This window comes from Clostridium saccharoperbutylacetonicum N1-4(HMT), from assembly GCF_000340885.1.
Taxonomy (GTDB): Bacteria; Bacillota; Clostridia; order Clostridiales; family Clostridiaceae; genus Clostridium; species Clostridium saccharoperbutylacetonicum.
Map to the genome: position 1 here is coordinate 5645527 of NC_020291.1, position 26288 is coordinate 5671814.

Annotated in this window: 20 protein-coding genes; 4 read left to right on the forward strand and 16 right to left on the reverse strand. The window is 30.2% G+C overall.

The window, feature by feature from the left end:
• Nucleotides 1-221: 221 nt before the first annotated feature.
• The 13 genes from ltrA to CSPA_RS24890 all read right to left on the reverse strand — a co-directional run bounded on the left by ltrA (nucleotide 222) and on the right by CSPA_RS24890 (nucleotide 18290).
• A complete protein-coding gene (ltrA, locus tag CSPA_RS24830; protein ID WP_015395167.1) occupies nucleotides 222-1580 on the reverse strand; it encodes a group II intron reverse transcriptase/maturase in 1359 nt (452 codons plus the stop codon).
• A 514-nt stretch (nucleotides 1581-2094) separates the two neighbouring features.
• A complete protein-coding gene (gene gpmI, locus CSPA_RS24835; RefSeq protein WP_015395168.1) occupies nucleotides 2095-3633 on the reverse strand; it encodes a 2,3-bisphosphoglycerate-independent phosphoglycerate mutase in 1539 nt (512 codons plus the stop codon).
• A gap of 302 nt (nucleotides 3634-3935) precedes the next feature.
• Nucleotides 3936-4682 carry a triose-phosphate isomerase gene (gene tpiA / locus CSPA_RS24840; protein WP_015395169.1) on the reverse strand — a complete coding sequence of 249 codons (747 nt, stop codon included), beginning with the start codon at nucleotides 4680-4682 and terminating at the stop codon, nucleotides 3936-3938.
• 154 nt (nucleotides 4683-4836) lie between these two features.
• Nucleotides 4837-6012 (reverse strand): phosphoglycerate kinase, encoded by a 1176-nt coding sequence (locus CSPA_RS24845; protein WP_015395170.1) that lies wholly within the window; start codon nucleotides 6010-6012, stop codon nucleotides 4837-4839.
• A gap of 131 nt (nucleotides 6013-6143) precedes the next feature.
• Nucleotides 6144-7145 carry a type I glyceraldehyde-3-phosphate dehydrogenase gene (gap, locus tag CSPA_RS24850; RefSeq protein WP_015395171.1) on the reverse strand — a complete coding sequence of 334 codons (1002 nt, stop codon included), beginning with the start codon at nucleotides 7143-7145 and terminating at the stop codon, nucleotides 6144-6146.
• Between the two features lie 77 nt (nucleotides 7146-7222).
• Nucleotides 7223-8284 (reverse strand): sugar-binding transcriptional regulator, encoded by a 1062-nt coding sequence (locus CSPA_RS24855; RefSeq protein WP_077366232.1) that lies wholly within the window; start codon nucleotides 8282-8284, stop codon nucleotides 7223-7225.
• A 328-nt stretch (nucleotides 8285-8612) separates the two neighbouring features.
• On the reverse strand, nucleotides 8613-10001 hold the full coding sequence (gene rpoN, locus CSPA_RS24860) for an RNA polymerase factor sigma-54 (protein WP_015395173.1): 1389 nt from the start codon (nucleotides 9999-10001) through the stop codon (nucleotides 8613-8615).
• Between the two features lie 339 nt (nucleotides 10002-10340).
• The gene (locus CSPA_RS24865; protein ID WP_015395174.1) at nucleotides 10341-11177 is read right to left on the reverse strand and encodes a DegV family protein; all 837 of its coding nucleotides are present in this window, start codon (nucleotides 11175-11177) and stop codon (nucleotides 10341-10343) included.
• 20 nt (nucleotides 11178-11197) lie between these two features.
• Nucleotides 11198-11659 carry a tRNA (cytidine(34)-2'-O)-methyltransferase gene (locus CSPA_RS24870; RefSeq protein ID WP_015395175.1) on the reverse strand — a complete coding sequence of 154 codons (462 nt, stop codon included), beginning with the start codon at nucleotides 11657-11659 and terminating at the stop codon, nucleotides 11198-11200.
• A 162-nt stretch (nucleotides 11660-11821) separates the two neighbouring features.
• Complete coding sequence (locus CSPA_RS24875; RefSeq protein ID WP_015395176.1) at nucleotides 11822-13312, reverse strand: VanW family protein; 1491 nt, start codon at nucleotides 13310-13312, stop codon at nucleotides 11822-11824.
• Between the two features lie 185 nt (nucleotides 13313-13497).
• Nucleotides 13498-14439, reverse strand: a complete 942-nt coding sequence (locus CSPA_RS24880) for a glycoside hydrolase family 25 protein (protein ID WP_015395177.1) — start codon at nucleotides 14437-14439, stop codon at nucleotides 13498-13500.
• Between the two features lie 165 nt (nucleotides 14440-14604).
• Nucleotides 14605-15777: an amidohydrolase gene (locus tag CSPA_RS24885; RefSeq protein WP_015395178.1), complete on the reverse strand. Its 1173-nt coding sequence runs from the start codon at nucleotides 15775-15777 to the stop codon at nucleotides 14605-14607.
• Nucleotides 15778-16367: 590 nt separating this feature from the next.
• Nucleotides 16368-18290: an ABC-F family ATP-binding cassette domain-containing protein gene (locus CSPA_RS24890; protein ID WP_015395179.1), complete on the reverse strand. Its 1923-nt coding sequence runs from the start codon at nucleotides 18288-18290 to the stop codon at nucleotides 16368-16370.
• Nucleotides 18291-19219: 929 nt separating this feature from the next.
• Here CSPA_RS24890 and CSPA_RS24895 point away from each other — a divergent pair.
• A complete protein-coding gene (locus tag CSPA_RS24895; protein ID WP_015395180.1) occupies nucleotides 19220-19843 on the forward strand; it encodes a TetR/AcrR family transcriptional regulator in 624 nt (207 codons plus the stop codon).
• A gap of 128 nt (nucleotides 19844-19971) precedes the next feature.
• Here the strand turns inward: CSPA_RS24895 and CSPA_RS24900 are convergent, their stop codons facing one another.
• Nucleotides 19972-20424, reverse strand: coding sequence for a hypothetical protein (locus tag CSPA_RS24900; protein WP_015395181.1), 453 nt, complete (start codon nucleotides 20422-20424; stop codon nucleotides 19972-19974).
• Nucleotides 20425-20582: 158 nt separating this feature from the next.
• On the opposite strand from CSPA_RS24900, the gene CSPA_RS24905 reads away from it, so the two are divergent.
• Nucleotides 20583-21887, forward strand: a complete 1305-nt coding sequence (locus CSPA_RS24905) for an aminotransferase class V-fold PLP-dependent enzyme (RefSeq protein ID WP_015395182.1) — start codon at nucleotides 20583-20585, stop codon at nucleotides 21885-21887.
• A 167-nt stretch (nucleotides 21888-22054) separates the two neighbouring features.
• Here CSPA_RS24905 and CSPA_RS24910 read toward each other — a convergent pair whose 3' ends face one another.
• The gene (locus CSPA_RS24910) at nucleotides 22055-23272 is read right to left on the reverse strand and encodes a 6-phosphofructokinase (protein ID WP_015395183.1); all 1218 of its coding nucleotides are present in this window, start codon (nucleotides 23270-23272) and stop codon (nucleotides 22055-22057) included.
• 577 nt (nucleotides 23273-23849) lie between these two features.
• Here CSPA_RS24910 and CSPA_RS24915 point away from each other — a divergent pair.
• Both CSPA_RS24915 and CSPA_RS24920 read left to right on the forward strand, forming a co-directional pair.
• Entirely contained in the window at nucleotides 23850-24401 is a 552-nt protein-coding gene (locus CSPA_RS24915) for a manganese efflux pump MntP (protein ID WP_015395184.1), read from the forward strand.
• A gap of 73 nt (nucleotides 24402-24474) precedes the next feature.
• Nucleotides 24475-24888 (forward strand): Fur family transcriptional regulator, encoded by a 414-nt coding sequence (locus CSPA_RS24920; protein ID WP_015395185.1) that lies wholly within the window; start codon nucleotides 24475-24477, stop codon nucleotides 24886-24888.
• Nucleotides 24889-24963: 75 nt separating this feature from the next.
• Here the strand turns inward: CSPA_RS24920 and CSPA_RS24925 are convergent, their stop codons facing one another.
• A complete protein-coding gene (locus CSPA_RS24925) occupies nucleotides 24964-25869 on the reverse strand; it encodes a D-alanine--D-alanine ligase (protein ID WP_015395186.1) in 906 nt (301 codons plus the stop codon).
• Between the last annotated feature and the right edge of the window lie 419 nt (nucleotides 25870-26288).

Genomic DNA, 26288 nt, shown 5'->3' on the forward strand with positions numbered 1-26288 from the left:
TTAGTTTATGCAAATTCACTTAAACAATCCTCTAAACTTCCATAAATCTAATTTTTTCATAATATTTCAATACAACAATTTTCTTTAAAATCTCAAAATCTTTATACATTTTAATTTATTATGTAATTATAAACAATCGAGTAGGAGGAAAACAATTATTTTGTTTTCCGACCTCTCACACCACCGTACGTACCGTTCGGTATACGGCGGTTCATCAGAATTTAATGTCTCATTTGATATGTTTGTGTTAGACTAATAAATCCTAGAGATTCTAGGTATTTATTGTTTAAAGACTTGCTCAAAATTGGGCTTTTGGATATTCTCCAATAGCCTTTTCTTGTATTTGCATATTCCCATGCTTTGTATTTATCGATTCCTAATTTAGCCAGATTTCTTTGTTTAGTGCTGATCTTCTTCCATTGTTTCCATATGCAAGCTCTTAGTCTTCTTCTAATCCATTTATCTAGTTCAATTAGCTTTCCGCGTGCGTTAGCAATTCCATAGTAATTAATCCATCCTTTTGTGATTTGATTTAATTTGTGTAGCCTGTATTCCATACTAATTCCTTTATTTCTGTTAGTATAGAATTTGACCTTTTCCTTGAATTTCTTTATAGATTTCTCATGGATTCTTATTTCTGCTCCGCTTTTCGAGAAGTAAAACGAAAATCCTAAAAACTTTCGTTTTGATACAAAGTCTACTGCACTTTTATCCTTGTTTACTTTAAGTTTCAAATTATTTTCAATTATATTGGTTATAGATTTCATTACTCTAAACCCTGCTCTTTTGCTTTTAACATATATGTTATTATCATCTGCATATCTACAAAATTTGTGACCTCGTCTTTCAAGTTCTTTATCCAATTCATCTAACATTATATTAGCTAATAGCGGACTTAACGGACCACCTTGTGGTGTCCCTTCTTCACTTGCTACCGAGACCCCATTTATGAGAATTCCGCTTTTAAGATATTTTCTTATTAGAGATAATAACCTTTTGTCTTGTATCTTCTTTTCAAGTTTGTTCATGAGAATATCATGATTAACTTTATCAAAGAATTTCTCTAAATCCATATCTATAACCCATCTATTTCCTTGAGTTATATACTGTTTTGATTTCGTTATAGCGTCCTTTGCTCCTCTATGAGGTCGGAAACCGAAACTATTTTCGGAGAATAGAGGTTCATATATTTTAGATAATACTTGAGCAATTGCTTGTTGAATTAATCTATCTTGTACAGTTGGTATTCCCAAAAGTCTAACTCCACCATCTGGTTTAGATATTTCTTTTCTCCTTACAGGTGACGGATTATATTTACTTTCTAGTAGTTTAACTTTAATTGTTTCCCAGTGTTTCTTGATATGCTCACGAAGTTCATCGGTCTTCATTCCATCAACACCATGACTACCTTTATTGCTAATTACTCTTTTAAGTGCTAAAAGCATATTATTTCTTTCTAGAACTTCTTCAAGTAATCTACTAGTATCAAATGCTCCATCGTTTACGCTTTCTCTATTTGGTAAAACCCTAGAATTACTCGGCACCTTTGATTTACCTTGAAGTTCCACTTCTACTTCCATCAATTGGTCTCTATATTGAGTTTTCTGCTTTCTTTGATTTATCCAAAGTTGTAAACCTCCTAACGTTCAGTCCTTCATCCGCTATCGCGATTAGCGGAGTTACTATGACTTCTGCTGACTTCTGATAGTTCAGCTATATATCACTATATAGGTTGTGACCTAGAAATTTAATTCTTATGGTACGTATCTATCAGATCTCCCCAGGTAAGAACACGCACTTTCACCTCATCCATCTGCTACATTTACTCAAGCTACTTCGGATAGTTATAGGGCTTTACTTTGTTTTGCAAGTTTACCCGTAGCTTTGAGCCTCAAATGTAATTCGTGTACCTCAGACCAAGGCTTTGCCGCCGACTTCCTTCAGATTCCATCTCACGATGGACACCCTTGTCTTAGGCTAATGGTTGGCACTATCAGCCCCCATTACGGACTTTCACCGATTAGTACGTACCCATGCTGGGCACACAAAAAATACTGCCCTAAGACACATTATCTTAAGGCAGTTATATATCTACTATTTAGATACTACTAGATTTTCTCCAGTCATTTCTTTTGGAACTTCAACTCCTAATTGAGTTAACATAGTTGGTGCTATATCAGCTAATTTTCCATTGTTTACTTTTTTACCTTCAGTATGATTTGATACCCATACAAATGGAACCTCATGAGTAGTATGAGCTGTGTATGGAGTTCCTGTTGAGAAATCTATCATAGTTTCTGCATTACCATGATCTGCTGTAATAAATAAGCATCCATCCATTTGAAGAATCTTATCAGCAATTTTTCCTACACATTCATCAACTGCTTCAATTGCTTTAACAGCAGCTTCAACAACACCTGTGTGTCCAACCATATCTGGATTAGCAAAATTTAAAATTACCATGTCGTATTTATCGCTATCTAATCTACTTAATAATTCTTCAGTTACTTCATAAGCGCTCATTTCTGGTTTTAAATCATAAGTTGCAACCTTTGGCGATGGTATAACTTTTCTATCTTCACCTGGATTTTCTTTTTCTACTCCACCATTAAAGAAGAAAGTAACGTGAGCATATTTTTCAGTTTCTGCAATTCTTAATTGATTTAATCCCTTGCTGCTTATATATTCACCAAGAGTATTAGTTAATGTTTGAGGACTATATGCAACATGTACTCTTTCTAAAGTTTTATCATATTGAGTCATTGTTACAAAAGTAAGATTTAATGTTTCTCTATTAAATCCAGCAAATTCTTTATCATTGATTGCTCTTGTAATTTCTCTTGCTCTATCTGGTCTAAAGTTAAAGAATATAACTGAATCTCCATTCTTAATTTGTGCAGTTGGGTTACCATTTTCTGTTACTACTGTTGGTAACACAAATTCATCTGTTTTATTATCGTGATATGATTTTTCTATTGCTTCTACTGCGCTATTAGCAGTTTCACCTTTTCCTAAAACTAAAGCATTATATGCAAGTTCAACTCTTTCCCATCTATTATCTCTATCCATTGCATAATATCTACCACTTACAGTTGCAATCTTACCTACTCCTACTTCAGCTAACATCTTTTCAGTAGTTTCAATAAATTCTTTTCCTGATGAAGGTGGTACATCTCTTCCATCCATGAATGCATGAATATACACATTTTGAACGCCTTCTTTTTTAGCAAATTCTAAAAGCCCTTTTAAGTGTTCTATATGAGAATGAACTCCCCCGTCTGATAAAAGTCCCATTAAATGAAGCGCAGCTCCTGTCTTTTTAGCATTTTCCATTGCTAACTTAAGAGCTTCATTTTCAAAAAAGTCTCCATCTAATATTGCTTTAGTAATTCTAGTTAATTCTTGATATACTATTCTACCAGAACCTATATTTAAGTGTCCAACTTCTGAATTTCCCATTTGCCCTTCTGGTAATCCAACTGCTAAACCACTAGCTTGCAATTGTGAAACAGGATATTTTTCAAATAATTTATCTAAATTTGGCTTTTTTGCTAAACTAACAGCATTTCCTTCTGATTGTGGTGCAATACCATAACCATCTAATATCATTAACATAACTGGTTTCTTTGACATTTTCATACCTCCAAATACTTTAATCTAAATTAGTATCATATACGTATTAATAATCAATTTCTCTATATTTAATTTAAATTTATAAATTTAATATATAGATGGATTTTTTCATAATTCATATATACAAAAAATATAATTTGTCGTGCTTTTAATACCTTTTACCACTTAAATTATATTATTTTTTCATGCTTATTGCAACTTATAACACGCTTAAAAGCAATAACAAATAATACCTATTATTTATAGCATTAAAAGGACTATGAACCCATTGTTGTTCATAGTCCATATATTACACTAATATATTAATAGTTAACAATAGCAGAGAAATCAGCTGGTACTAAACTAGCTCCACCAACTAATGCTCCATCTATATCAGACATAGCCATTTGTGCTTTTATTGTATTTGGTTTAACTGATCCACCATATTGAATTCTTGTCTTTTCAGCAGCTTCTGTTCCATACATTTCAGCAACCATAGCTCTTATAGCTTTAATTGTTTCATTTGCTTGTTCATCTGTAGCAGTTTTTCCTGTTCCAATTGCCCAGATTGGTTCATAAGCTATAACAAGTCTTTCAACTTGGTCATTAGTTAATCCAGCTATATCAACTTTAATTTGAGCTTCAATAACTTGATTTGTAGTTCCATTTTCTCTTTGTTCTAATGATTCTCCACAACAAAGAATTGGAGTTATGTTATGTTCGAAAGCTTTTTTAACTTTCTTGTTTAAAGCTTCATCAGTTTCATTAAAGTATTCTCTTCTTTCACTGTGTCCTAAAACAACATATTCAACACCTAAAGTTTCTAACATGCTTGGAGAAACTTCTCCTGTGAAAGCTCCACTTTCTTCAAAGTGCATATTTTGTGCAGCTACCTTTATGTTTGATCCAGCTGCTGCTTTCTTTACAGCATCTAAGCATACAAAAGTAGGGCATACTACTACATCACATGAAGCATCTTTTACTAATGGTTTTAATTCTTCAACCATTTTAACTGCTTCTTCAACAGTTTTATTCATTTTCCAGTTACCTGCGATAATTGCTTTTCTCATCATATCCACCTCATAGTCAAAATTTTTAGAAGAAGCTTTGGCCAAAAGCTTCTTCAAATATAACTTTTTCTTTATGATATTTTTAGTAATTACTAAATTCTAATCTTTAAATAAGATATACTTATTTGTTCTATTACTAACAAACTATTTAAAATTAGTCATTTAATGCAGCAATTCCTGGTAATACTTTACCTTCTAAGAATTCTAATGATGCTCCACCACCAGTTGAGATGTGAGTCATCTTATCTCCAAAGCCTAAGATATTAACAGCTGCAGCTGAATCTCCACCACCGATTATAGTAGTTGCATCTGCATCCGCCATAGCTTTAGCTACTGCAATTGTTCCCTTGTTATAGTTTTCGAATTCAAATACTCCCATAGGTCCGTTCCAAATTACAGTTTTAGCATCCTTAATAGCATCAGCATATATAGCTTCTGTCTTTGGTCCGATATCTAATCCCATGTTTCCAGCTGGAATGTTTTGATCACCTGTAACTGTAGCTTCAACATCTTTGAATTCTGCAGCAACTCTATGGTCTACTGGCAATAAGAATTTAACACCCTTTTCTGCTGCCTTAGCAACCATTTCTTTAGCATAATCAAGTCTATCTGCTTCAACTAAAGAAGTTCCGATTTCATATCCTTGAGCTTTTAAGAATGTGTAAGCCATTCCACCACCAATGATGATTGTGTTAACTTTGTCTAAAAGATTGTTTATAACAGCAATCTTATCAGAAACCTTAGCTCCACCTAAAATAGCTACGAAAGGTCTTACTGGACTTTCAACTGCATCTCCTAAGAATTTTAATTCTTTTTGAATTAAATATCCACATACAGCAGTATCTAAGTATTCAGTTACTCCAACAGTTGAGCAGTGAGCTCTGTGAGCAGTACCAAATGCATCATTTACAAATACATCAGCTAATGAAGCTAATTCCTTAGAGAATGTTTCAATGTTCTTAGTTTCTTCTTTTCTGCATCTAGTGTTTTCTAATAAAACGATGTCTCCATCTTTCATTTCTGCAACTGCTTTTTTAGCGTTTTCACCAACAACTTCTTCATCTCTAGCAAAAACAACTTCTTTTCCTAGCATTTCAGTTAATCTTGTAGCAACTGGTGCTAATGATTTAGAAGCATCTTTTCCTAAATGTGAGCAAAGGATAACCTTTGCATTGTGTTCAACTAAATATTTAATTGTTGGAAGTGCTCCAACTAATCTATTTTCATCTGTTATAACACCATCTTTTAATGGTACGTTAAAATCACATCTTACTAATACTTTTTTACCGTTAACATCGATATCTTCAATTGTCTTCTTATTAAAATTCATGATTTTCACCTCTTAAAAAATATTTTCTGAGTATTTTAAAATAGTCTGGCTTTATAGCCTTATACTACAAAACCAGACTTATTCATTTCAACATAAATTTGCGCGTTATGTTTAAATTAGATCAATTCAAATTACTTTAAGTTAGCGAAGTATCCTAAAGTTCTGATTAATTGGTTAGTGTATGACATTTCGTTATCGTACCAAGCAGCTACTTTAACTAATTGTTCTCCATTAACTTCCATAACCTTAGTTTGAGTTCCATCGAATAATGATCCGAAGCTGCTTCCGATGATATCGCAAGAAACTATTTCGTCTTCAGTGTATCCGAAAGATTCAGTTGCAGCAGCTGCCATAGCAGCATTAATTTCATCTGCAGTAACTTTCTTAGATAAAGTACAAACTAATTCAGTTAATGAACCAGTGATTGTTGGAACTCTTTGAGCTCCTCCATCTAATTTTCCAGCTAATTCTGGGATAACTAATCCGATTGCTTTAGCAGCACCAGTTGAGTTAGGAATGATAGAAGCTGCAGCAGCTCTAGCTCTTCTTAAATCACCTTTTCTGTGTGGAGCATCTAAAGTATTTTGATCGTTAGTGTATGAGTGAATTGTAGTCATGAAACCTTTAGTTAATCCAAATTTATCACTTAATACTTTAGCCATTGGAGCTAAACAGTTAGTAGTACATGAAGCACCTGAAATAACTGTATCTTCTGCCTTTAAGATGTCGTGGTTTACATTGTAAACTACTGTTGGTAGATCATTTCCTGCTGGAGCTGAAATAACAACTCTCTTAGCACCTGCTGCAATATGAGCTGAAGCTGATTTCTTTGATGCAAAGAATCCTGTACATTCTAAAACGATATCTACTTTTAATTCTCCCCATGGTAAGTTTTCTGGCTTAGCATCAGCAGTAACTTTGATTTCTTTTCCGTTTACTACGAAAGCGCCTTCTTTAACTTCGATTTCTCCATCGAATCTTCCTTGAGCTGAATCATATTTGAATAAGTGTGCTAACATTTTAGCATCTGTTAAGTCATTGATTGCAACCACGTTAAATTCAGGGTTGTTAATCATTAATCTTAAAGCTAATCTTCCTATTCTTCCAAAACCATTAATTGCTACGTTTACCATATACAATTACCTCCTAATATAATGCTTTTTTTATTTTTATAAAAATAAATTTTTACAAACTAATTTAATAACTGAATTTAACCTTCTAGTATATTTATTATTCCTTCAGCGACTGCTTCATCTGTGACTAATACACCATCAACATCGTTATATTCAGTTGCAATAATAGATTCTATTTTATCTTTACCTCCAGCAACGGCAATATGTGTTTTAATTTTTCTTGCCTCGTTAATTTTTATGCCAATTGCAGTGGTTTCCGATATAATTTGAGAATCCTTATTGAAATAACATCCAAACGCTTCCCCAACAGCACCATTGTTAATTAAATTATCAATTTCTTGCTGCGGAACTCCTCTTTTTCTTGCCATTTGTACAGCATTACCAATTCCATAAATCAATACATCTGCTTTATGAATTGTATCTATTACAGCTTTTACGGCTTCTTCCTTAAGAACAGTATCTATTATATCTAAACTTAAGTTATCTGAGATATGAAGCATCTTATAAGTACCATTTAATTTTTTGGCTAAGGTAGCAGCCAAAGTACTTGCTTGGGTTTCAACTTTCTTGCCCATGCCACCTCTTGCTGGTACTACTTGAATTTTTGACAAATTTGTAATTTTAGGAAATGCTTCTACCACTTCTTTTAAAGTACTTCCTCCTGTTAACGCTATTATAGAATCATCTTTTAAGACATCTTTCACATAATTAGCACAGGCCTTCCCTAAATCTTTTAGAACTAGTGGATTTTCATCTACATTTCCAGGGACAATGATTACTTTTTTTAGTTTAAGAAAAGTTTCAATTTTCTTTTCAACTTCTGAAAGTCCTTTTATTTCATGAATAAAATCATTTAATTTATAAATAATATCTACGCCTTCACTTGTAACTGTCATTCCAGAAGTATTTATCTCAATTAATCCTTGTTCCTTTAAAAAACCTATTTCGGTTCTGACTATTCTCTCTCCAACATTTAAAATGTCAGCAAGAACTCTTCTTCCTATAGGTTGATTATGACAGATCGTTCTGAGTACGTTATACCTTTTCTCTAATGTATTTACAAGCTCAGGAACTATCTTTTTTTGTAATTCTAATATTTCCTGCAACTCAAACACTCCCTTGGTCACTACGTGTCCCATATTATTTCATTGTGTCCCACATATATTATTATAAAACACCTTTTCAAATTTTTAAAGCCTTTAAGTAAATTTTTTTTATAATATTTCAAAAAAAGCAAAAAAACTCTAACAAATTTAATAACTAGAAAGTTTTTTTGTAGCTTTCTACAATATTTCATAAATACACTAATCTATCATTAAATAAACGTTTTTCTTAGGCTAATAATAATATTTTATATCCATTATTATCTGTAAATTTCATAAAGCTTAAAATTTACAACCATAATAATTGAAAATTAGCTATTATGGTTGCTTAATATTATTTCATTATAACGTCAAAACTTTACTTCTATAATCTTTTTCTCATAGATGAAGATTTAATTCCTAACTCTTCTCTATATTTTGCAACTGTTCTACGTGAAATATTCATATTTTTTTCTGCTAACATAGAACTTATTGCTTGATCAGAAAGAGGTTTGCTCTTATTCTCCTCGTTTATAATTTCTTTTATTTCATTTTTTATTTTTATTGTTGCCATATCCTCATTATTATTTGAAGACATACCACTTTGGAACAAATCTTTTATTTTAATTGTTCCATAACTTGTCAATACGTACTTATCTCTAACAGCTCTACTCACTGTCGATTCATGAACATTGATTTTTTCAGCAACTTCTTTTAATGTTAAAGGTTTTATGTGCTGTTTTCCATGAATGAAAAATTCTTTTTGCTTATCAACAAGGCATTCTAATACTTTATATAAAGTATTTTTTCTTTGTTCTATAGACTTAATTAAAAACAATGCTTGATTAATTTTTTCCTTTACATATGCGTTTGTTTCTGAGTCTTTATTGTTTTGTAATACATCTTTGTAAGTCTTATTCACCATAAGGCGAGGTAACACACTTTCATTCATTAATATGAAGAATTCACCATCAACATTTTTCACTTCTGCATCGGGAATTATATAATTTACTTCTTCTCCTGTATAAAATCCTCTTGAAGGTTTAGGTTCAAGTCTCTTAATCAAGTCACCATATCTTTGAGCTTCTCTTGGTGATATATTAAGTGCCTTTCCAACTGCTTCATATTTATTTTCTGCAATATTCTCTAAATGATTTAAAATCATTTTCTCTATTATATTATCAAAAACATTAAGTTTTATACTTTGAATAAGAAGACATTCCTGAATGTTTCTAGCTCCTATTCCATAAGGCTCCAGACCTTGAACTACTGTTAATGCCTTTTCAACTATCTCTTCAGATATAGTTAATTCCTCTGCTAACTCTTTTGTAGATATTTCTAGATATCCCCTATAATCTAGAGATTCAATAATATACTTACATATGCTTAGAGTATATTGATCTATATCTGTTCCGACCAATTGCTCTTGTAAATATTCCTTTAATGACATCTTTTTTTCAATAAAATTAAGTGGCGAAACATCTTCATTAGAATAATTTGTCTCTGATCTATCTCTATAATTATCTGAATACAACTCTTCTGTTATTTTTTTTGCATCATATTCATTCCGTGTACTCATTTCATCGTTTATTACATCATCCTGCGAATTTACTTCTTCATTTATTTCTATAACTGGATTTTCTGAATACTCATTATCTATATATTCTCTTAAATCATGAAGGGACATCTGCAAAAGCTTTATAGATTGCTGCATATTTTGAGTTAATATCATTCTCTGTTCTTGAGTCATCTTCATGCCATAATCCAAATTCATATTTTGCCTCCTTATAAATTCTGTGTAATCCTTCGATTAAACGTATTCATTGCAATTAAATCTATATTATTATACACCTCATCAATATCATTAATATTTGAATTTTATGATATAATTTCATTAACAACTGTATTATACCATAAACTTTGTATTTTATAGGTATATTTTATTAAATTAATCACTTTCCTAAGTCTATCTTTTGTGTTTATTGAATTTTTTATAATAAAAAACATGTTAAATATTATTTATTTATGCTAATTTCAATTTAATCATACAAACTAAAATTAGCATAATAAAAAAATAAAAACATGTTATTTTAATATAATATATATAATTCCATTATTTAGTTAACAATACCAATCCACAACAACCCGGACCCGAATGTATAGATACCGTTGATCCCACTGGGCATTCGATATAATTTACCTTATTGCTATCCATATACTCTTTTAGTGCTTCCTTAACTTCAATATTATTTACATCTATTAATATAACTGGCACATCATCATCTAAGGTTGCATTTTCCAAATCACTAATAATCTTTTTAATTGCCTTTTTATTTCCTCTAATTTTATCTTTTACCGACATAATACCATCTTTAATCTCAAGAATTAATTTAATCCCAAGTACTCCACCAACTACACCAGTAGTTTTAGAAATCCTTCCACCTCTTACAAGATATTCTAAAGAATCAAAGTATACTGACAGCATAACTTTTGATTTAACATCATTTAATTCTTTCTCAATTTCAACAATATTAAAACCTTTTTCTCTGAGTTTAGCTGCTTTTAAAACCAAAATCCCAAGTGCTGCTGTAACATTTTGAGAATCCACAACAAATATGTCTTTACTCTCTAATGTATCTCTTGCAATACATGCTGATTGATAAGTTCCACTCATCACAGAAGACATATGAATTGAAATAATTTTATAGCCTTCTTCCAAATATTTTTTATAAGCTTCAATGAATCTATTTGGAGTCACTTGAGCTGTAGTAGGTAATACATTACTTTTTTCTATTTTTTCAAATACCTTATCTGGATTTATTTCAACACCATCTAAGTAACTCTCTTCACCAAAGTTTATTAGTAATGGTAAAACTTCTATATCATATTTTTCATAGACACCCTTTGACAAATCAGCTGTACTATCCGTTATGATTTTTATCTTTTCCATATTTCTCCATTCCTCTTCAATTATTTCATATTAGGAAATCCTATCTGCCTTAATGCTTCATAAGCAACTATAGCTACTGTATTGGATAAATTCAAACTTCTAGTACTTGATTTTATCATAGGAATTCTAAATCCAATGTTTTCTTTATGAACTTCTTCAGGAACACCACATGTTTCTCTTCCAAACATTATAAAATCGCCTTCTTGAAAGCATATCTCATCAAAATGAGCTTCTGCATGAGTAGTTGATAAATAAATTTTTTTATCCCCATACTTCTTCATAAAGTCATCATAACTTTCATGTATTTCTAGATCTAGATCCTTCCAATAATCCAAGCCTGCCCTTTTAACCTGCTTCTCATTTATTTCAAACCCTAATGGCTTTATCAAATGCAACTTACTGTTTGTAAGAACGCAAGTTCTTGCAATATTTCCTGTATTTTGAGGTATTTCAGGCTGGTATAAAACTATATTTAAATTCAAAATTTCACCTTCTCCTATTTTGTACAAATAATTTCATCGTTTCATATTAGAAAATTATACTATATGGTTTAAAACAAGTCAAAACTATTTAAAGCATACTCCACTAATATATCAAATTGATTTTCTTAGAAAATATGCTTTAAATTTATTAAGACTCAAACTTTATTGAGCTGGTTGTGCTACTGGTGGTGGAGCTATTGGCTGAACGTCTGCTGGTGGCGGAGTCGCTGCAGCTGAATTTGCTGCTGGCTGGGTTCCTTTTCTAACCACAATCCCTACACTTGCATAAGTATCTGTTGCAACAATTTCACGATTAACTTCCACTCCATTTTCATAAGTAATTTGGTAAGATCTTGCTTGATATCCAGTCATCCCTACCCCATCCTTAACTTCTTTTCCTTCTGGAAGAGTATTATCTGGAACGACCTTTGTTTCTGGCGGTATTGTTGCCAAAATTTCATTAGCCATGTCATATGTTTTTCCATTTAATGCACTAGAATCTCCATATATACTATATGTAACAACTTTACCTACAGTAGTACCTTGAATATAAATTGGGAAATCATAAACATTTTTAAACTTGTAATCCAAATATCCATAGGAAACTGTTGCATCAAGCCCAGGTTGTGCATACCCTACTGTCATCGAATGATTTGTTCTTTCAACTGATCTTAAATTAGCTTTCATTACAGCTCTATAAAGTGTAGTAGAAACTTGACATATTCCTCCACCAATTCCTGGTTCAACTTTATTTCCAACATAAGTTCCAGCTTCTTGATAGCCTCTTTCAACCGTTCTAGGTCCGACAACATCATTAAAACTGAATACTTCTCCTGGCATAACTACTGTCCCATTTATGGCTGAAGTTGCTATTTCTATGTTATTACTTCTACCAGGTGCTGATGAACCATAATTTGTAGAAAAAGTCCCCATTAAATTCTTTATTTTAGATAAATCTTCTTTAGTTATCTTTGGTTTAGTTATTTCCACATCCACATTAACAGGGTCTCCAGCGTCTAATTTACCATTAATATTTTCCTTTAATTTAGAATCTAAGTTCTCTAAATTTATTGTTTTTCCTTCTGTTTCCGGTTTTACAACAATATTATTTTTATCAATACTAACCGTAGCATCTTTAGGTGCTTGACCAACCTCATTTTGTAATTTTTTCTCATAAGTTTTTAATTTCTCTTCATCATAAGAAAATCCTAGTGAAATTTCATTTTTTGAATTTTCACCATTTTTTATAGTCATATACTTTTTGAAAAGCCCATTTTCTTTTCCAATGCTATAAGCTTGCTCTACTGTTCCGTCTATATCATATTTAGGAATAATATCAGAATAAATAAGTTCGTAATGTTTGTCCCCTATTTCTATATTTAACTTTTTCTTACCTATAGCAGTTTCAAAAGTTTCAATAAGCTTATTTTTTGCTTCTTCTTTTGTCATGCCTCCAAGATCTGTCCCTTGCACCATCACTCCTGGATATATCTTATTTTCCCATTCCTTAACTGTCCCCTTTGCAACTAAGTTAAACCCAACCAGTGCAGCAATCCCTATAACTGCAAGAGCTGATATAGCTAGCATTACCTTCTTCTTTGCATTAGATTTTCTTCTAGAAGATTTTGCTCTTTTTCCAGTCCGTTTTTCCACTCTCTATTCTCCTTTCGAGGAATTAAGTTTTAAGCATTAATTCATTTTAAAATACTTTTAAAAACTATAATATTAATTTACATTAATATCAATTTGTTACTAACTTCATTATTATATCATACACCAACTGTCATATGATAGTAATATTATCACGGTACAGTTGGATTTATGATATAATTTTTTCTTTACAAATTTACTTTTGATCGCGTCTTTGAGGTCTCTCCGTCATAATCAAAAGCTTCTATCGAAACCTCTATAGGCACATTCTTTTGAACTTTTATTTTATTTGCAGGTATTGTATAGCTTGTAGCTTTTTCATCAACAGTTCCAACCCATTCTCTATTAACAAATAAATTATATCCTAACAAATCTATATCATTGTTTCTATTCCATGATACTCTTATGTTTCTTCCTTCAAAGCTTGCTTTTAATCCTGCTACAGCATCTGGTTGAATCAATAAATCTATATTATCTGGTCCCCAATTTGCATCTAATGGATTATCAACCCCTTGTACTTTTTGACTTTCACTATATTGCCATATTCTCCATCTTGTCCATCCCCCAACATTTGGTGGAAACTTAGGATTAATAGGTATTGCTGTATACATAGCAATCCATAGTGGCATATTTTTCAAAGGATATCCACGCCCAGGTATATAAAAATTATCATACAATTCTATGAAATTTGTTCCTGTATAAATCATAAGTCTACGCCTAGTTTTTTGTTCAAATCTCTTTCTAAATCTATCAATCCAGTTAATTAATGTTTTTGTAGATATAGATTTATCTAATGGTGCTTCAACGTCTATTACTGGAAATAAATCTCCGTAATCTTTATTTCCGAACCCCTGTTGTAATGTGTTTATAAAATCGTCACACTGTCTATCTGCATCAGTCAAATCATAGGATGGTAATGAAAAATGATATGCTCCAACTGGTATCCCATAACTTCTACTCGCCTTTGCATACTCAATAAATCTCCTATCTACTCTAAATCTTCCAGTTGCAGATCCAGAAGCTCTCAAATATAAAAAATCTATAGTTGTGGCTAGTACATTAAATTGAACATTTTGGCTATACTCATTTATGTCTATTCCAAAAAGACTTTTAGGATTCTTGTCTTGCATATTTCCTCCAAAAAAAATACTTCCTTAATATAAATATTAATTCATATATAAAAAAGTACCTATCTTGTTATTATTTTTCATTAAATGATTATGGAAGAAATTCGCTAGGAATTTCAACCACTATTATTAATTATTTATCACTATTTTATTTATTATAAAAATATGCTAGTATTCATTTGCTGTATATACAACTTTCCCATTTATTATTGTATTTGTAACCTTTGATTTTATATCAAGAGGATCACCATCATATACAGCAAGATCTGCATCATAACCCACTTCTATTTTTCCAATTCTATCTTCACAATTTAATATTTCTGCGGCATTTATTGTGATTGCTTTTATTGCATCCTTAAAGGATAGCCCTCTTGCTAAAGTTATAGCAGCAACTGTCCTTAAACAATCAATTGAATTATAAGGATGATCTGTTATTAATGCAGTCTTTACACCTGCTTCCACCAATTCTACAATAGAACTATAATTCCTAGACTTTAATTCCATTTTTATTCTTGGAGTAAGTAATGGTCCATAAGCTACTGGAACCTTTTTTTCTTTTAAATAAGATTTCACCAAGTGTGCTTCTGTACCATGTTCAATTACCATTTTGCAAATATTAAATTCTTCTGCAATTCTTATAGCTGTAACAATATCATCTGCTCTATGAGCATGTACTCGCAACGGTATTCGTCCTTTTAACACAGGGATTACTGCTTCTAATCTTATGTCTCTTTCCTTAAGTTTATTATTTTCTTTGCGTATTATATAGTCTTCCGTTCTCATAAATAATTCTCGTATTAAAGCTGCTGCTCCCATTCTTGTTACTGGGCATTTATCATTTATACCATAGGTACTTAATGGATTTTCCCCCAATGATATTTTAAAACCAGCCGGATTTTTAATTGTCATTTTATCTATAATTGTTCCATATGTTTTCAAAACAACATTTCGCCCTCCAACCACATTATTACTTCCAGGGCCACTCATAACACAAGTTACTCCTGCTCTTACAGCATCTTTAAATGCAATATCAAAGGGATTAATCCCATCAATTCCATTTAGATGAGGCGTAACTGGATTTGAAGTCTCATTATTATCAATTCCGATTTTACCAGTACATTCTTCAATAATTCCAAGATGCGTATGGCAATCAATACATCCTGGCAATACTAATTTTTCATTTAAATTAATAATCTCTGCCTCTTCATAGTTATTCTCTAATTTTTCACCTAGTTCTATTATTTTACCATCTTTAATAGCAACATCTTTCATATTGTATTTATCTTGTTCTAAATCATACAAAACACCATTTTTAAGTATAGTAATTTTCACAAAAATCATCCTTTCGAGCAACCTTCGATTTTAATATTTATATTTAATATAAACATTTCCATAAAAAACATACATCGTTACTCATAAGTGCTATTTTTTATAGATATCCAAGTTGAAAACTAAACTTAGAATGTAATATATATGTATTATTGAGAAATTATAACCGTAACACTACAGTAAAAATCAGATACATTTTTCTGGAAGCAGGCATGTGAAATTGAGCTGATGATGGTTCTTAAGCAGAGAACCCAAATCTGTGATTTGGTGTGAATCGCTTACTCAGCGAACGAACGTGAGTCGAGTTTCCTCTATGGCTTGTTTCATTTTAAGCTTTTCCAAAAAGTAAGTGTCCAAATTTTATATTTGGAAACATGAACTTTCTCCTTGGAGCTTTTACATCTGGAGCACGCTGAAATGACGACAAGCCGTCATTTAGAACCTTCCAGCGAAAATTTCACTAGTCCTGTGGAAGATAAATGTATCTGATTTCGGTAATTGTTGCATAATTCTAATTCTCATTTTAGATATATTTGGTAATAAAAATTAAGGCAATAGGTTATAAATAACTTTTACCTTAATCTTAATATATAATATTATCTTTATTCCTCTGAAAGTTCTTCCCATTTTTCATATAGTTTCTCTATAGTTTCTTCAAGAACTTTTATTTCTTTATTTACTCTTTCACTTTCTGCGGGATTAGAATAAATCTCTTCCTTACAAAGCTCCTCTTGTAGCTTTCCAAGCTTCTCTTCATTTACACTTATGTCATTTTCTATAGTTTTAATTTCATTTTGCTTTGCTTTAGCTTCCTTATCTAATGCTTTCTTCTTTTTCTTTTCTTCATTTATTTGAGTTTTTGTTTTCCCTGCTGATATACCTTCATAAGCTTCAAATCTTTGTGGATTTTTTTTCTTTTCTATATAGTAACTATAATTTCCTAGGTATTCATTAACACCATTCTCTTGTAATTCTAAAATCCTGTGTATTACTTTATTTAAGAAATATCTATCATGAGAAATTACAATCAATGTTCCATCATAGCTCAATATTGAATCTTCAAGGGCTTCCCTAGATGGTATATCTAAATGGTTAGTGGGCTCATCTAAAAGAAGTAAATTGGATTTAGATAACATTAATTTTAACAAGTTTATCCTACACTTCTCTCCACCACTTAACTTATTTATTTCCTTAAATACGTCATCTCCTCTAAAAAGGAACGAACCAAGATATCCTCTAAGTTCACTTGTAGTTAATTCAGGAAAATCATCCCATACTTCATCTAAAATTGTCTTATCCATATTTAAATTAGATTGTTCTTGATCATAATAGCCGACATTAACATTTACGCCTAATACCTTAACCCCTGAATCACTTTTTATTTGATCCATTATTATCTTAAATAAAGTAGTTTTTCCACGTCCATTTTCTCCAATTAGTGCAATCTTTTCTCCTCTTTTTAAATCAAAAGACAAATCTGAGAATAATTTTTTATCACCATAACTTTTTGCTAACTTTTCAATATGAAGAACATCATATCCACTTTTAACGGATGCTTCAAATTTGATTTTAGATGCAGCTTTTTCCTTGTCAGGTGCATCTACAAGCTCCATTTTATCAAGAGCTTTTTCTCTACTTTCAGCAGCTTTAATACTTTTTTCTCTATTAAAAGATCTAAATTTTTCTATTATTGCTTCCTGTCTTTTAATTTCTGCTTGTTGTAAATTATATGCTTTTAGTTTTGCTTCATGATCCTTTTTCATTAATTCTAAAGCCTTAGTATAAGGTGCATTATAGCAATTTACATGTCCATTTATCACTTGATATGTAGCCGTTGTTACAGAATCCAAGAAAAATCTATCATGGGAAATTACTATTACAGTTCCTTTATATGTTTTTAAATATTCTTCTAACCACTCAATAGCTTCTAAATCTAAATGGTTAGTAGGCTCATCAAGTAATAAAATATCTGGATTCAATAACAATAGTTTACAAAGGGCTACTCTAGTTTTTTGACCTCCACTTAAAGTTGAAATTATTTTTTCAAAATCATCTTCTACAAATCCAAGACCTTTAACTACACGTGATATTTCTCCTTTATAAGTATACCCACCTCTATTTTGATATAAGTCCTGAGCTGTTCCATAATCTTTAATAATTTTTTCATGATATGAAGCATTTTTTTCATCATATGGTTCATTCATTTTTACTTCTAAATCTATAATTTTTTTCTCTAACCTTATTAGATCTTCAAAAACAAGAAGCATTTCATCATAAATTGTATTACTTGAATCTAATGCTAAATGTTGAGCTAGATAACCTAAAGACTTGTTTTTATCTATAAAAATTTCTCCATCATCTTGGGCTAATTCTTTAGAAAGTATTTTAAATAAAGTTGTTTTTCCTTCTCCATTTGAACCTATTATACCAACTTTATCTCCTTCATTTATTGAAAATGTTACATCTTTTAAAATTGTGCTTATTCCGTAACTTTTACCTATATTCTTACAACTTAATACAATCATTATTTATCCTCCAGTAATTTAACTGAAAATCCACAAACCTATCTAATCTTATTTAGTAAATTTTCTTTAATTCTATACGTTCTAATTAATATTTTATTCTTCAATTTTAGATATTCTGAAAAAGTAAAGTGCAAATCTTATATTTTGTTACATAAATTTTCACCTGTGGAACTTTTATTTTTCGTTCCCCAAACTTTCTCATTGAATCATTCATCATTAATTGATAATTAGAACAGATATATTATACTATTTAATCATTAGTATAGCAATTTTGATAAATATAGATATCCAAATTAATAATCAAGCTTATAAATGGAATATACATACATCATTGAGAAATTATAATCGTAACACTACACTAGAAATTAGATACATATTTGGGTAAGCGGCATATGAAATTAAGCTATGATGGTTATTAGTGGAATATTATTCCATTTTCTGCTTGTCATAAATTTACTTTAGGAACATGCAGAAATGGGTGCAACCTTCCACTTAGAACCTATATATATATCCAATTTAATAATCAAACTTATAAATTGAATATATATGTATTATTGAGAAATTATAATCATAACACTACACTAGAAATCAGATACATTTTTCTGGAAGCAGGCATGTGAAATTGAGCTGCTGATGGTTCTTAATGGGGGCTTGTTTCATTTCAGCTTGTCCAAAAGTGAATGTCCAAATTTTATATTTGGAAACATGAACTTTCTCCTTGGGGATTTTACATCTGGAACACGCTGAAATGATGGCAAGCCCACATTTAGAACCTTCCAGTGAAAATTTCACTAGTCCTGTGGAAGACAAATGTATTGGATTTCGGTAATTTTCGCGTAAGTCTAATTCTTACGTTGTGTATCTATAAAATTTGGATTATTCCTCAATTTGTTTTATAATAAAATGAAACTATTATTTGGAGGGAAAACATGACTTTAAAAAATGATGGAATAAATTTCATTCAAAAGAAAAAGCTATTAAAGGAAAAGGAATTACTTTCATCAGCTTATGATTTATTTACAAAAAACAGCATAGAGAAAACTTCAATAGATGATATAGCCAAAAATGCTGGAGTTGCAAAAGGAACTTTTTATTTATATTTTACTGATAAATATGATATTTTAAATAAAATAATTCTACAAAAAAGCAATGAAATCATAAAATGCGCATTGGATAAGACTAATTCCTTCGGGAGTAATGATTTTAGGGAAAGAACCTTATTTTTTATAGATTACATAATAAATTATTTAAAGCATAATGAATCTTTGCTAAAACTCATAAACAAAAATATTTCCTGGGGATTATATAGGAAAGCAATAATGAAACCAGAAGCATACAATGAAGTAAAAATGGTCCTTGATACTTTTACCAAAAACCTTGTAAATGAAGGAATGGAAATAGAAGAAGCTGAAATGACATTATTCATGATTTTTGAATTAGTTGGCAGCGTATGCTTTACAACTATCATCCTAAAGGAACCAACAGATATTGAAAGTATAAAGCCAGTATTATTCAAAAAGATTCTGGCTATGCTAAAAGTAGACATCAGTTAAAAGTGATAAGTGAAAAGCTTTGGATTTTTCTTTTCAGAACTTCTCTTCTTTCACTTTTAACTAATTCCTAATATTCACTACTAAAACAAATTTAACTATTTATGTTCAATATAAGCTAATTTCAAGTATCATTTATTATTACAGTATGATAATGTTAATCTAATTAATCTCTTAATAATTACCCTAGCTATTGGACGTGGAATTCTATAAGCATAAAGCGTTGCAAATATTCCTGGATGCTTTTGCTCAATTTTTAAATATATTTTATTTATATCATTTTCAGAGTTTACTCTTTCCAAATCTTCTGATTCATCCAAATCAAGATCAATATTTCTTAATATATCAAAAGTAGTTGGTACTGAATTTTCTGCAACATTTATACCAAAATCTTTTTTAAGAGAATCTTCTGGATCATCTGAGTAAGTACATAATTCTGGTAAACCATCTCTTGACGAGAATAAGTCTAAACTTCTATTATAATCATTCGAAAGTGATTTATCATAAATAAATGCTGGTGGAACAAATCTAATTTCACTGTCATCTGAGCTTACTTGAGACATATATTTCTTATCTGGATTCATTTATAATTCCCCCTTAAAAATATTATTTATCCTTTTAAATAATATGCATCCTAAATACATATAGTACATAATTTAATAGAGAAAGATATGAATTTTACTCCATTGTTCTGTGAACAATAAATATATTCTTAGAATAATATATATTGGAGGAGATGCATATGAAGATAAATTATGAGAACAACATTCAAGATTTATTTATTGGATTAGATGAAAAAGTATGTGATTCAAATGGTGATTGTATAGATGGTATAAACTTTGATAATGCTGCTACAACTCCGCCTCTTAAATCAAGTATTAAATATATAGAAGAATTAAGCAAGAATTATGCTTCTATCGGAAGAGGAACAGGACAAAAAGCAGAAATAACAACTAACTTATATAAGGAATCAAAAAATTTTTTAATGAAATTTTTTAATATAAAATCTATAGAAAAATATGTAGTTATTTATGTTAATAATTCAACTGAAGGAATAAACAAACTTGCAAATACTTTAAAAACAAAAGAAGATGAAATTGTATTAACCTCTAGAATGGAACATCACTCAAATGATTTACCCTGGAGAAAAAGAGGAAAAGTAGATTATATTGAAGTTGATAAAAAAGGAAGACTTAAGCTTGAAGAGTTAGAAGAAAAACTAAAGGTACACTGTGGAAAAATAAAATATGTATCTCTCACAGGAGCTTCTAATGTTACAGGCTATATAAATGATATTCATTTTATAGCTAAAATAGTTCATAAATACAATGCTAAGCTAATAGTTGATGGAGCACAGCTTGTACCTCACAAAAAAGTTAATATCAGTGGAGATTCAGATGATGAACAAATAGATTTTTTAGTTTTTTCCTCTCACAAAATTTATTCTCCTTTTGGCGTTGGTGTAATTATAGGCTTAAAAGAAGATTTTATAAATTCTGATCCAGATTATTTAGGTGGTGGAACTGTTGAATTAGTCCTAGATAATAAAATCAACTTTCTTCTTCCACCTGATAAAAATGAAGCTGGCACTCCAAATTTTATAGGAGTAATGAGTTTAATTAATTCCTTAAAATTTATAGATAATATTGGATATGATTATATTGAGGAACATGAAAAACAACTTCTACAGCATACAATTGAAGGGTTTAAAAGAATTCCTAATATAATAAACTACGGAGATACAGAAAATATATCTGATAGACTTGGTATTGCAACTTTTAACATTAATAATATGTATCATCATGATGTGGCAAATATTTTAGCAAAGAAGAAAGGAATTTCCGTAAGACATGGATGGTTTTGCGCTCATCCTTATTGTAGAAGGCTTATGAACGTAGGGGAAGATGAAGCTAAGGAATTCCTAGAAAATCCTGCAAAAAAAATGCTAGGAATGGTAAGGGTAAGCTTCGCACTATATAATTCAATAGGTGAAGTTGATTTATTTTTAAATGTGTTAGAAGACATTTCCCTAAGAAAAATCAAATAACTAATTGTCATCTATTAACTAATATCATGAAAACTAAGAATATGACTAACAGCTTTAAGTTAACCCTTACTTTAAAAATATTATTAGTTTTTTATCCGGGATGCAATAATAAATTTTTTTAATTATTACATCCCACTATAGTTATATTATATAGGAAGCTTTTTATATTATTGATTAAACACTTTATACTTTGGAAGATTACCCTCAAATGTTAATTTAGGAGACTTATTTATTAATGGTTCAAAATAAGCACATGCCTCTTCATTTATAAAATTTCCTTCCTTATTAATCCACTCTGTTGGGAAGTATCTTACATTATTTGCTACCTTTTCAGCTTCAACTAAGGAATAATATGCATTATATAATTCGTTATCTTCTCTATTAATGCTCACCATTTTTCCTGTTTCACCTTGAACTGCAAATTTTAAAGCTATTTTTCCTGCATTAAATGCTTCTGTTATATCTGTATCTGAGGCACAATGCATTGCACATCGCTGTAATACACTTAATTCTAGTGATTTAACTCTCTTAGTGATTCCTGCTTCAAGAATTAATCTTTTCAAATAATCTGAAACTCCTCCCAATTGAGCATGACCAAAATTATCCTGTGCTGAACAATTTAATTCTGAAATAAACTTACCGTCTTTATCTTTAATCCCCTCTGATACTACTATATATACCTTATTCTGCTCTTCAAATTTCTTTCTAACATCCTTTAAAAATTTATATCTATCAAAAGAAGCTTCTGGAAGATAAATGAAATCTGCAACAGGTTTATCATGTAATCTTGCAATACATGTTGAAGCTGCAAGCCATCCAGTATCTCTTCCCATTGTTTCTAATATAAATATCCCATTATTAATATATACAGAGGCATCTAAATATGTCTCAATTGCTGTTGTACCAATAAACTTTGCAGCACTTCCAAAACCTGGGGTATGATCTGTAAACATCAAATCATTATCAATAGTTTTAGGAATTCCCATAAATGTTATTCCGACATTATTTTTCTTTGCATATTTTGAAAGTTTAGCAATGGTATCCATTGAATCATTTCCACCAACATAAAAAAATGATGTTATATTATATTCTTTAAGAATTTCTATTAATCTTTCATATTCTTCACTAGAATTCTCTAAATCTTTTAATTTATATCTGCAAGACCCAAGACCAGAAGATGGAGTAAATCTAAAATGATTTATCTCTTCATCTGAAACTGCTGACAAATCAATTATGTTTCTATTTAATATCCCTTCAATACCATTTAATCCACCATATACTTTTTCAAAAGCTTTTGATTCCTTATTAGCATGTAAAAGTCCCACTACACTTGAATTAATTACTGCAGTTGGACCTCCTGATTGGGCTATTATACAATTTGACATAAATGTTCCTCCTTATTTGCTACACCAAATGTTTTAATTGTGATATACTATTTAACTATCGTTATACACTATTTAATAATATACAATAAAAAATGTATTAAATAAAGACTTTTTTTTATTTTTTTGCATATATTTAAAAAAAGTTAACTATATATATTGCAAAAAGAATTGTTCAACACTTAAAGATTTCCATTGGAAATCAATATTTAATGATCATTTATAATTGCAATATAGATGTCCAATTTAAAAGTTTAACTTATAAATGGAATATACATGCATCATTAAGAAATTATAATCGTAACACTACACTAGAAATTAGATACATATTTGTGCAAGCGGCATATGAAATTAAGCTGTGATGGTTATTAGTGGAAGGTTGTTCCACTTTCTGCTTGTCATAAATTTACTTTAGGAACATGCAGAAATGGGCGCAACCTTCCACTTAGAACCCATCCAGCGAAAATTTCATTAGTCCGCTGTAATAAATATGTGTTTAATTTCGGTTAGTTCCGCATATGTCTAGTTCTCGCTTTGGATATCTATATAAAATAGTCTATTATTTTAAGGAGAAGGTTAAATGAATTTATTTGATGTTACTTTAATAGGAATTGCACTTGCTATGGATGCTTTTGGCATAACTCTAGGAATTGGTTTAAATTCATTAATTAACAAAAAGCATAAATTGAAATTTATATTATCTTTTGCATTTTTTCAATTTTTACTTACATATCTAGGTGGAAGCTTAGGCTATTTATTCGATACTTATATTGCCACTATTCCTTCCATTGCTGGTGGTATAATAATGGGTATTGTAGGTATACTTATTATCGTAGATAGCTTTAAAGCAAAGGAAAATGAAATTTTAACGAAAAATAGCACTTGTGTAATTCTTGGATTATCTGTTAGTATAGATGCTTTAGTTATTGGTTTTACAGCATTTCATGAAATTGCAAGTAATTTATTGCTTTGCGTTGATTCCATTTTAATTGGATTAATAACCTTATTTATTTGCACCTTAGGATTTTTTATCTGCAGATATATTAAAAAGTTGAAATTTATAACTACATATGCTAATTTTTTCGCAGGAATTGTTCTTATATTTTTTGGTTTTAAAATGATATTTTTTTAGTTTTATATTTTTGAACAGCTATATTTATATGTGATATAATGTAATTAATATTTACTTGTTAGGAGATATAAAAATGGAACCAAATGAAATTCTAAAAAGGAATGGGATTAAAATCACCCAAGGAAGAGTTGAAATTTTAAATATTCTAACAAATTCTGAAAATAGCTTGTCTGCTGAAAAAATATATCATATTTACAGAAACAATAACATAAATATTAATTTAAGCACGGTCTACCGAACATTAGAATTATTCGAAGAAAAAGGACTTACAGAAAAGATAACTCTTAATGATGGAGTATTTTCATATAAATTAAAAAAAGAAACCCATAGACATCATTTGCAATGTGATATATGCCATAAAGAAGTTGAAATTCCATGCCCAATGCTTCAAATACAGGAAATGGTTCAAAATTCAACAGGCTTTACTTTAACAGATCATGATTTAGTTATGAAAGGTGTTTGTAAAGATTGTAAAAAGAAACTCTGATTAAATAAAACTTAAAGGTGATCTTTTATGTTGCAGTAACATAAAAGATCACCTTTTACTTTAAATTTTATCCTATTATCTTACTATTTTCATCGAATCTTGTATAATCATATCAATAAGCTTAGAAAAATCTATATTTAGTGCAGCTGCACTTTTAGGAATCAAACTATTTTTAGTCATTCCTGGAAGTGTATTTACTTCTAGTATATATGGAACTCCTTCTTCTGTAACTATCATATCTACTCTAGAATAAACCTCGCATTTCGATGCTTTATAGGTTGCTAGTGCCATCTTCTCAACTTCTTCATGTAGTTTTCTTTCTAACTCGACTACAACTTCCTGTGCTCCGCCATCCTCATATTTTGATGTAAAATCAAAAAATTCTGCATTTGGCCTTATAGCAATTACCGGAAACATCTTATCCCCATACACAGGACAAGTTATTTCATCACCTTTAATGAATTTTTCTATCATAACTTCATTGTCCCATTTAAAGGCTTCTTCTACACTTTTTTCTATATCTTTCTCTTCTTTTACAATAAATGTAGCTACACTTGATCCCCCATGAGTTGGCTTAACCACAACAGGATACCCTAATTTATTTATTTGATTATAATCTATAGAATCATTTTTCCTCAAATTAATCCATGGTGCAGTTCTAATTCCAGCAGCCACTAAAATAGACTTAGATACATCCTTATCCATACACATAGCACTGCTTAATGGTCCACATCCTGAATATGGTATTCCCAAAGTTTGAAGTACTGATTGAACAGTTCCATCCTCACCAAATTGACCATGTAATGCTAAAAGTGCAAAATCAATTTCTTTAGTTTTGTTTATAATATCTTCTTTTTTATCTATGACAATAGGTAATACCTCATATTTATTCTTATCTATATTTTCTATTATAGAATTTCCACTTTTTAATGATATTTCTCTTTCTGATGATATACCACCCATTATAACTCCAATTTTCATTGATTCCCTCCAAAAATAATTAATTCTAATTTATAATAAGATTATTTAGCTTACTTGCTAACTTATACTTTAATTTTAATAAATTAATTTTCAAAATAAAAGAACCACAAAGCCTTTTAATTTCACTCTATGTGGTTCACTTTAATACATAATTATTTACCTTCATATAGATATCCAAAGCGAGAATTAGACTTATGCAACAATTACTAAATCAGATACATTTATCTTCCACAGGACTAGTGAAATTTTCGCTGGAAGGTTCTAAGTGGAAGGTTGCACCCATTTCTGCATGTTCCTAAAGTAAATTTATGACAAGCAGAAATGAAACAACCTTCCACTAATAACCATCATCAGCTCAATTTCACATGCCTGCTTCCAGAAAAATGTATCTAATTTCTAGTGTAGTGTTACAATTATAA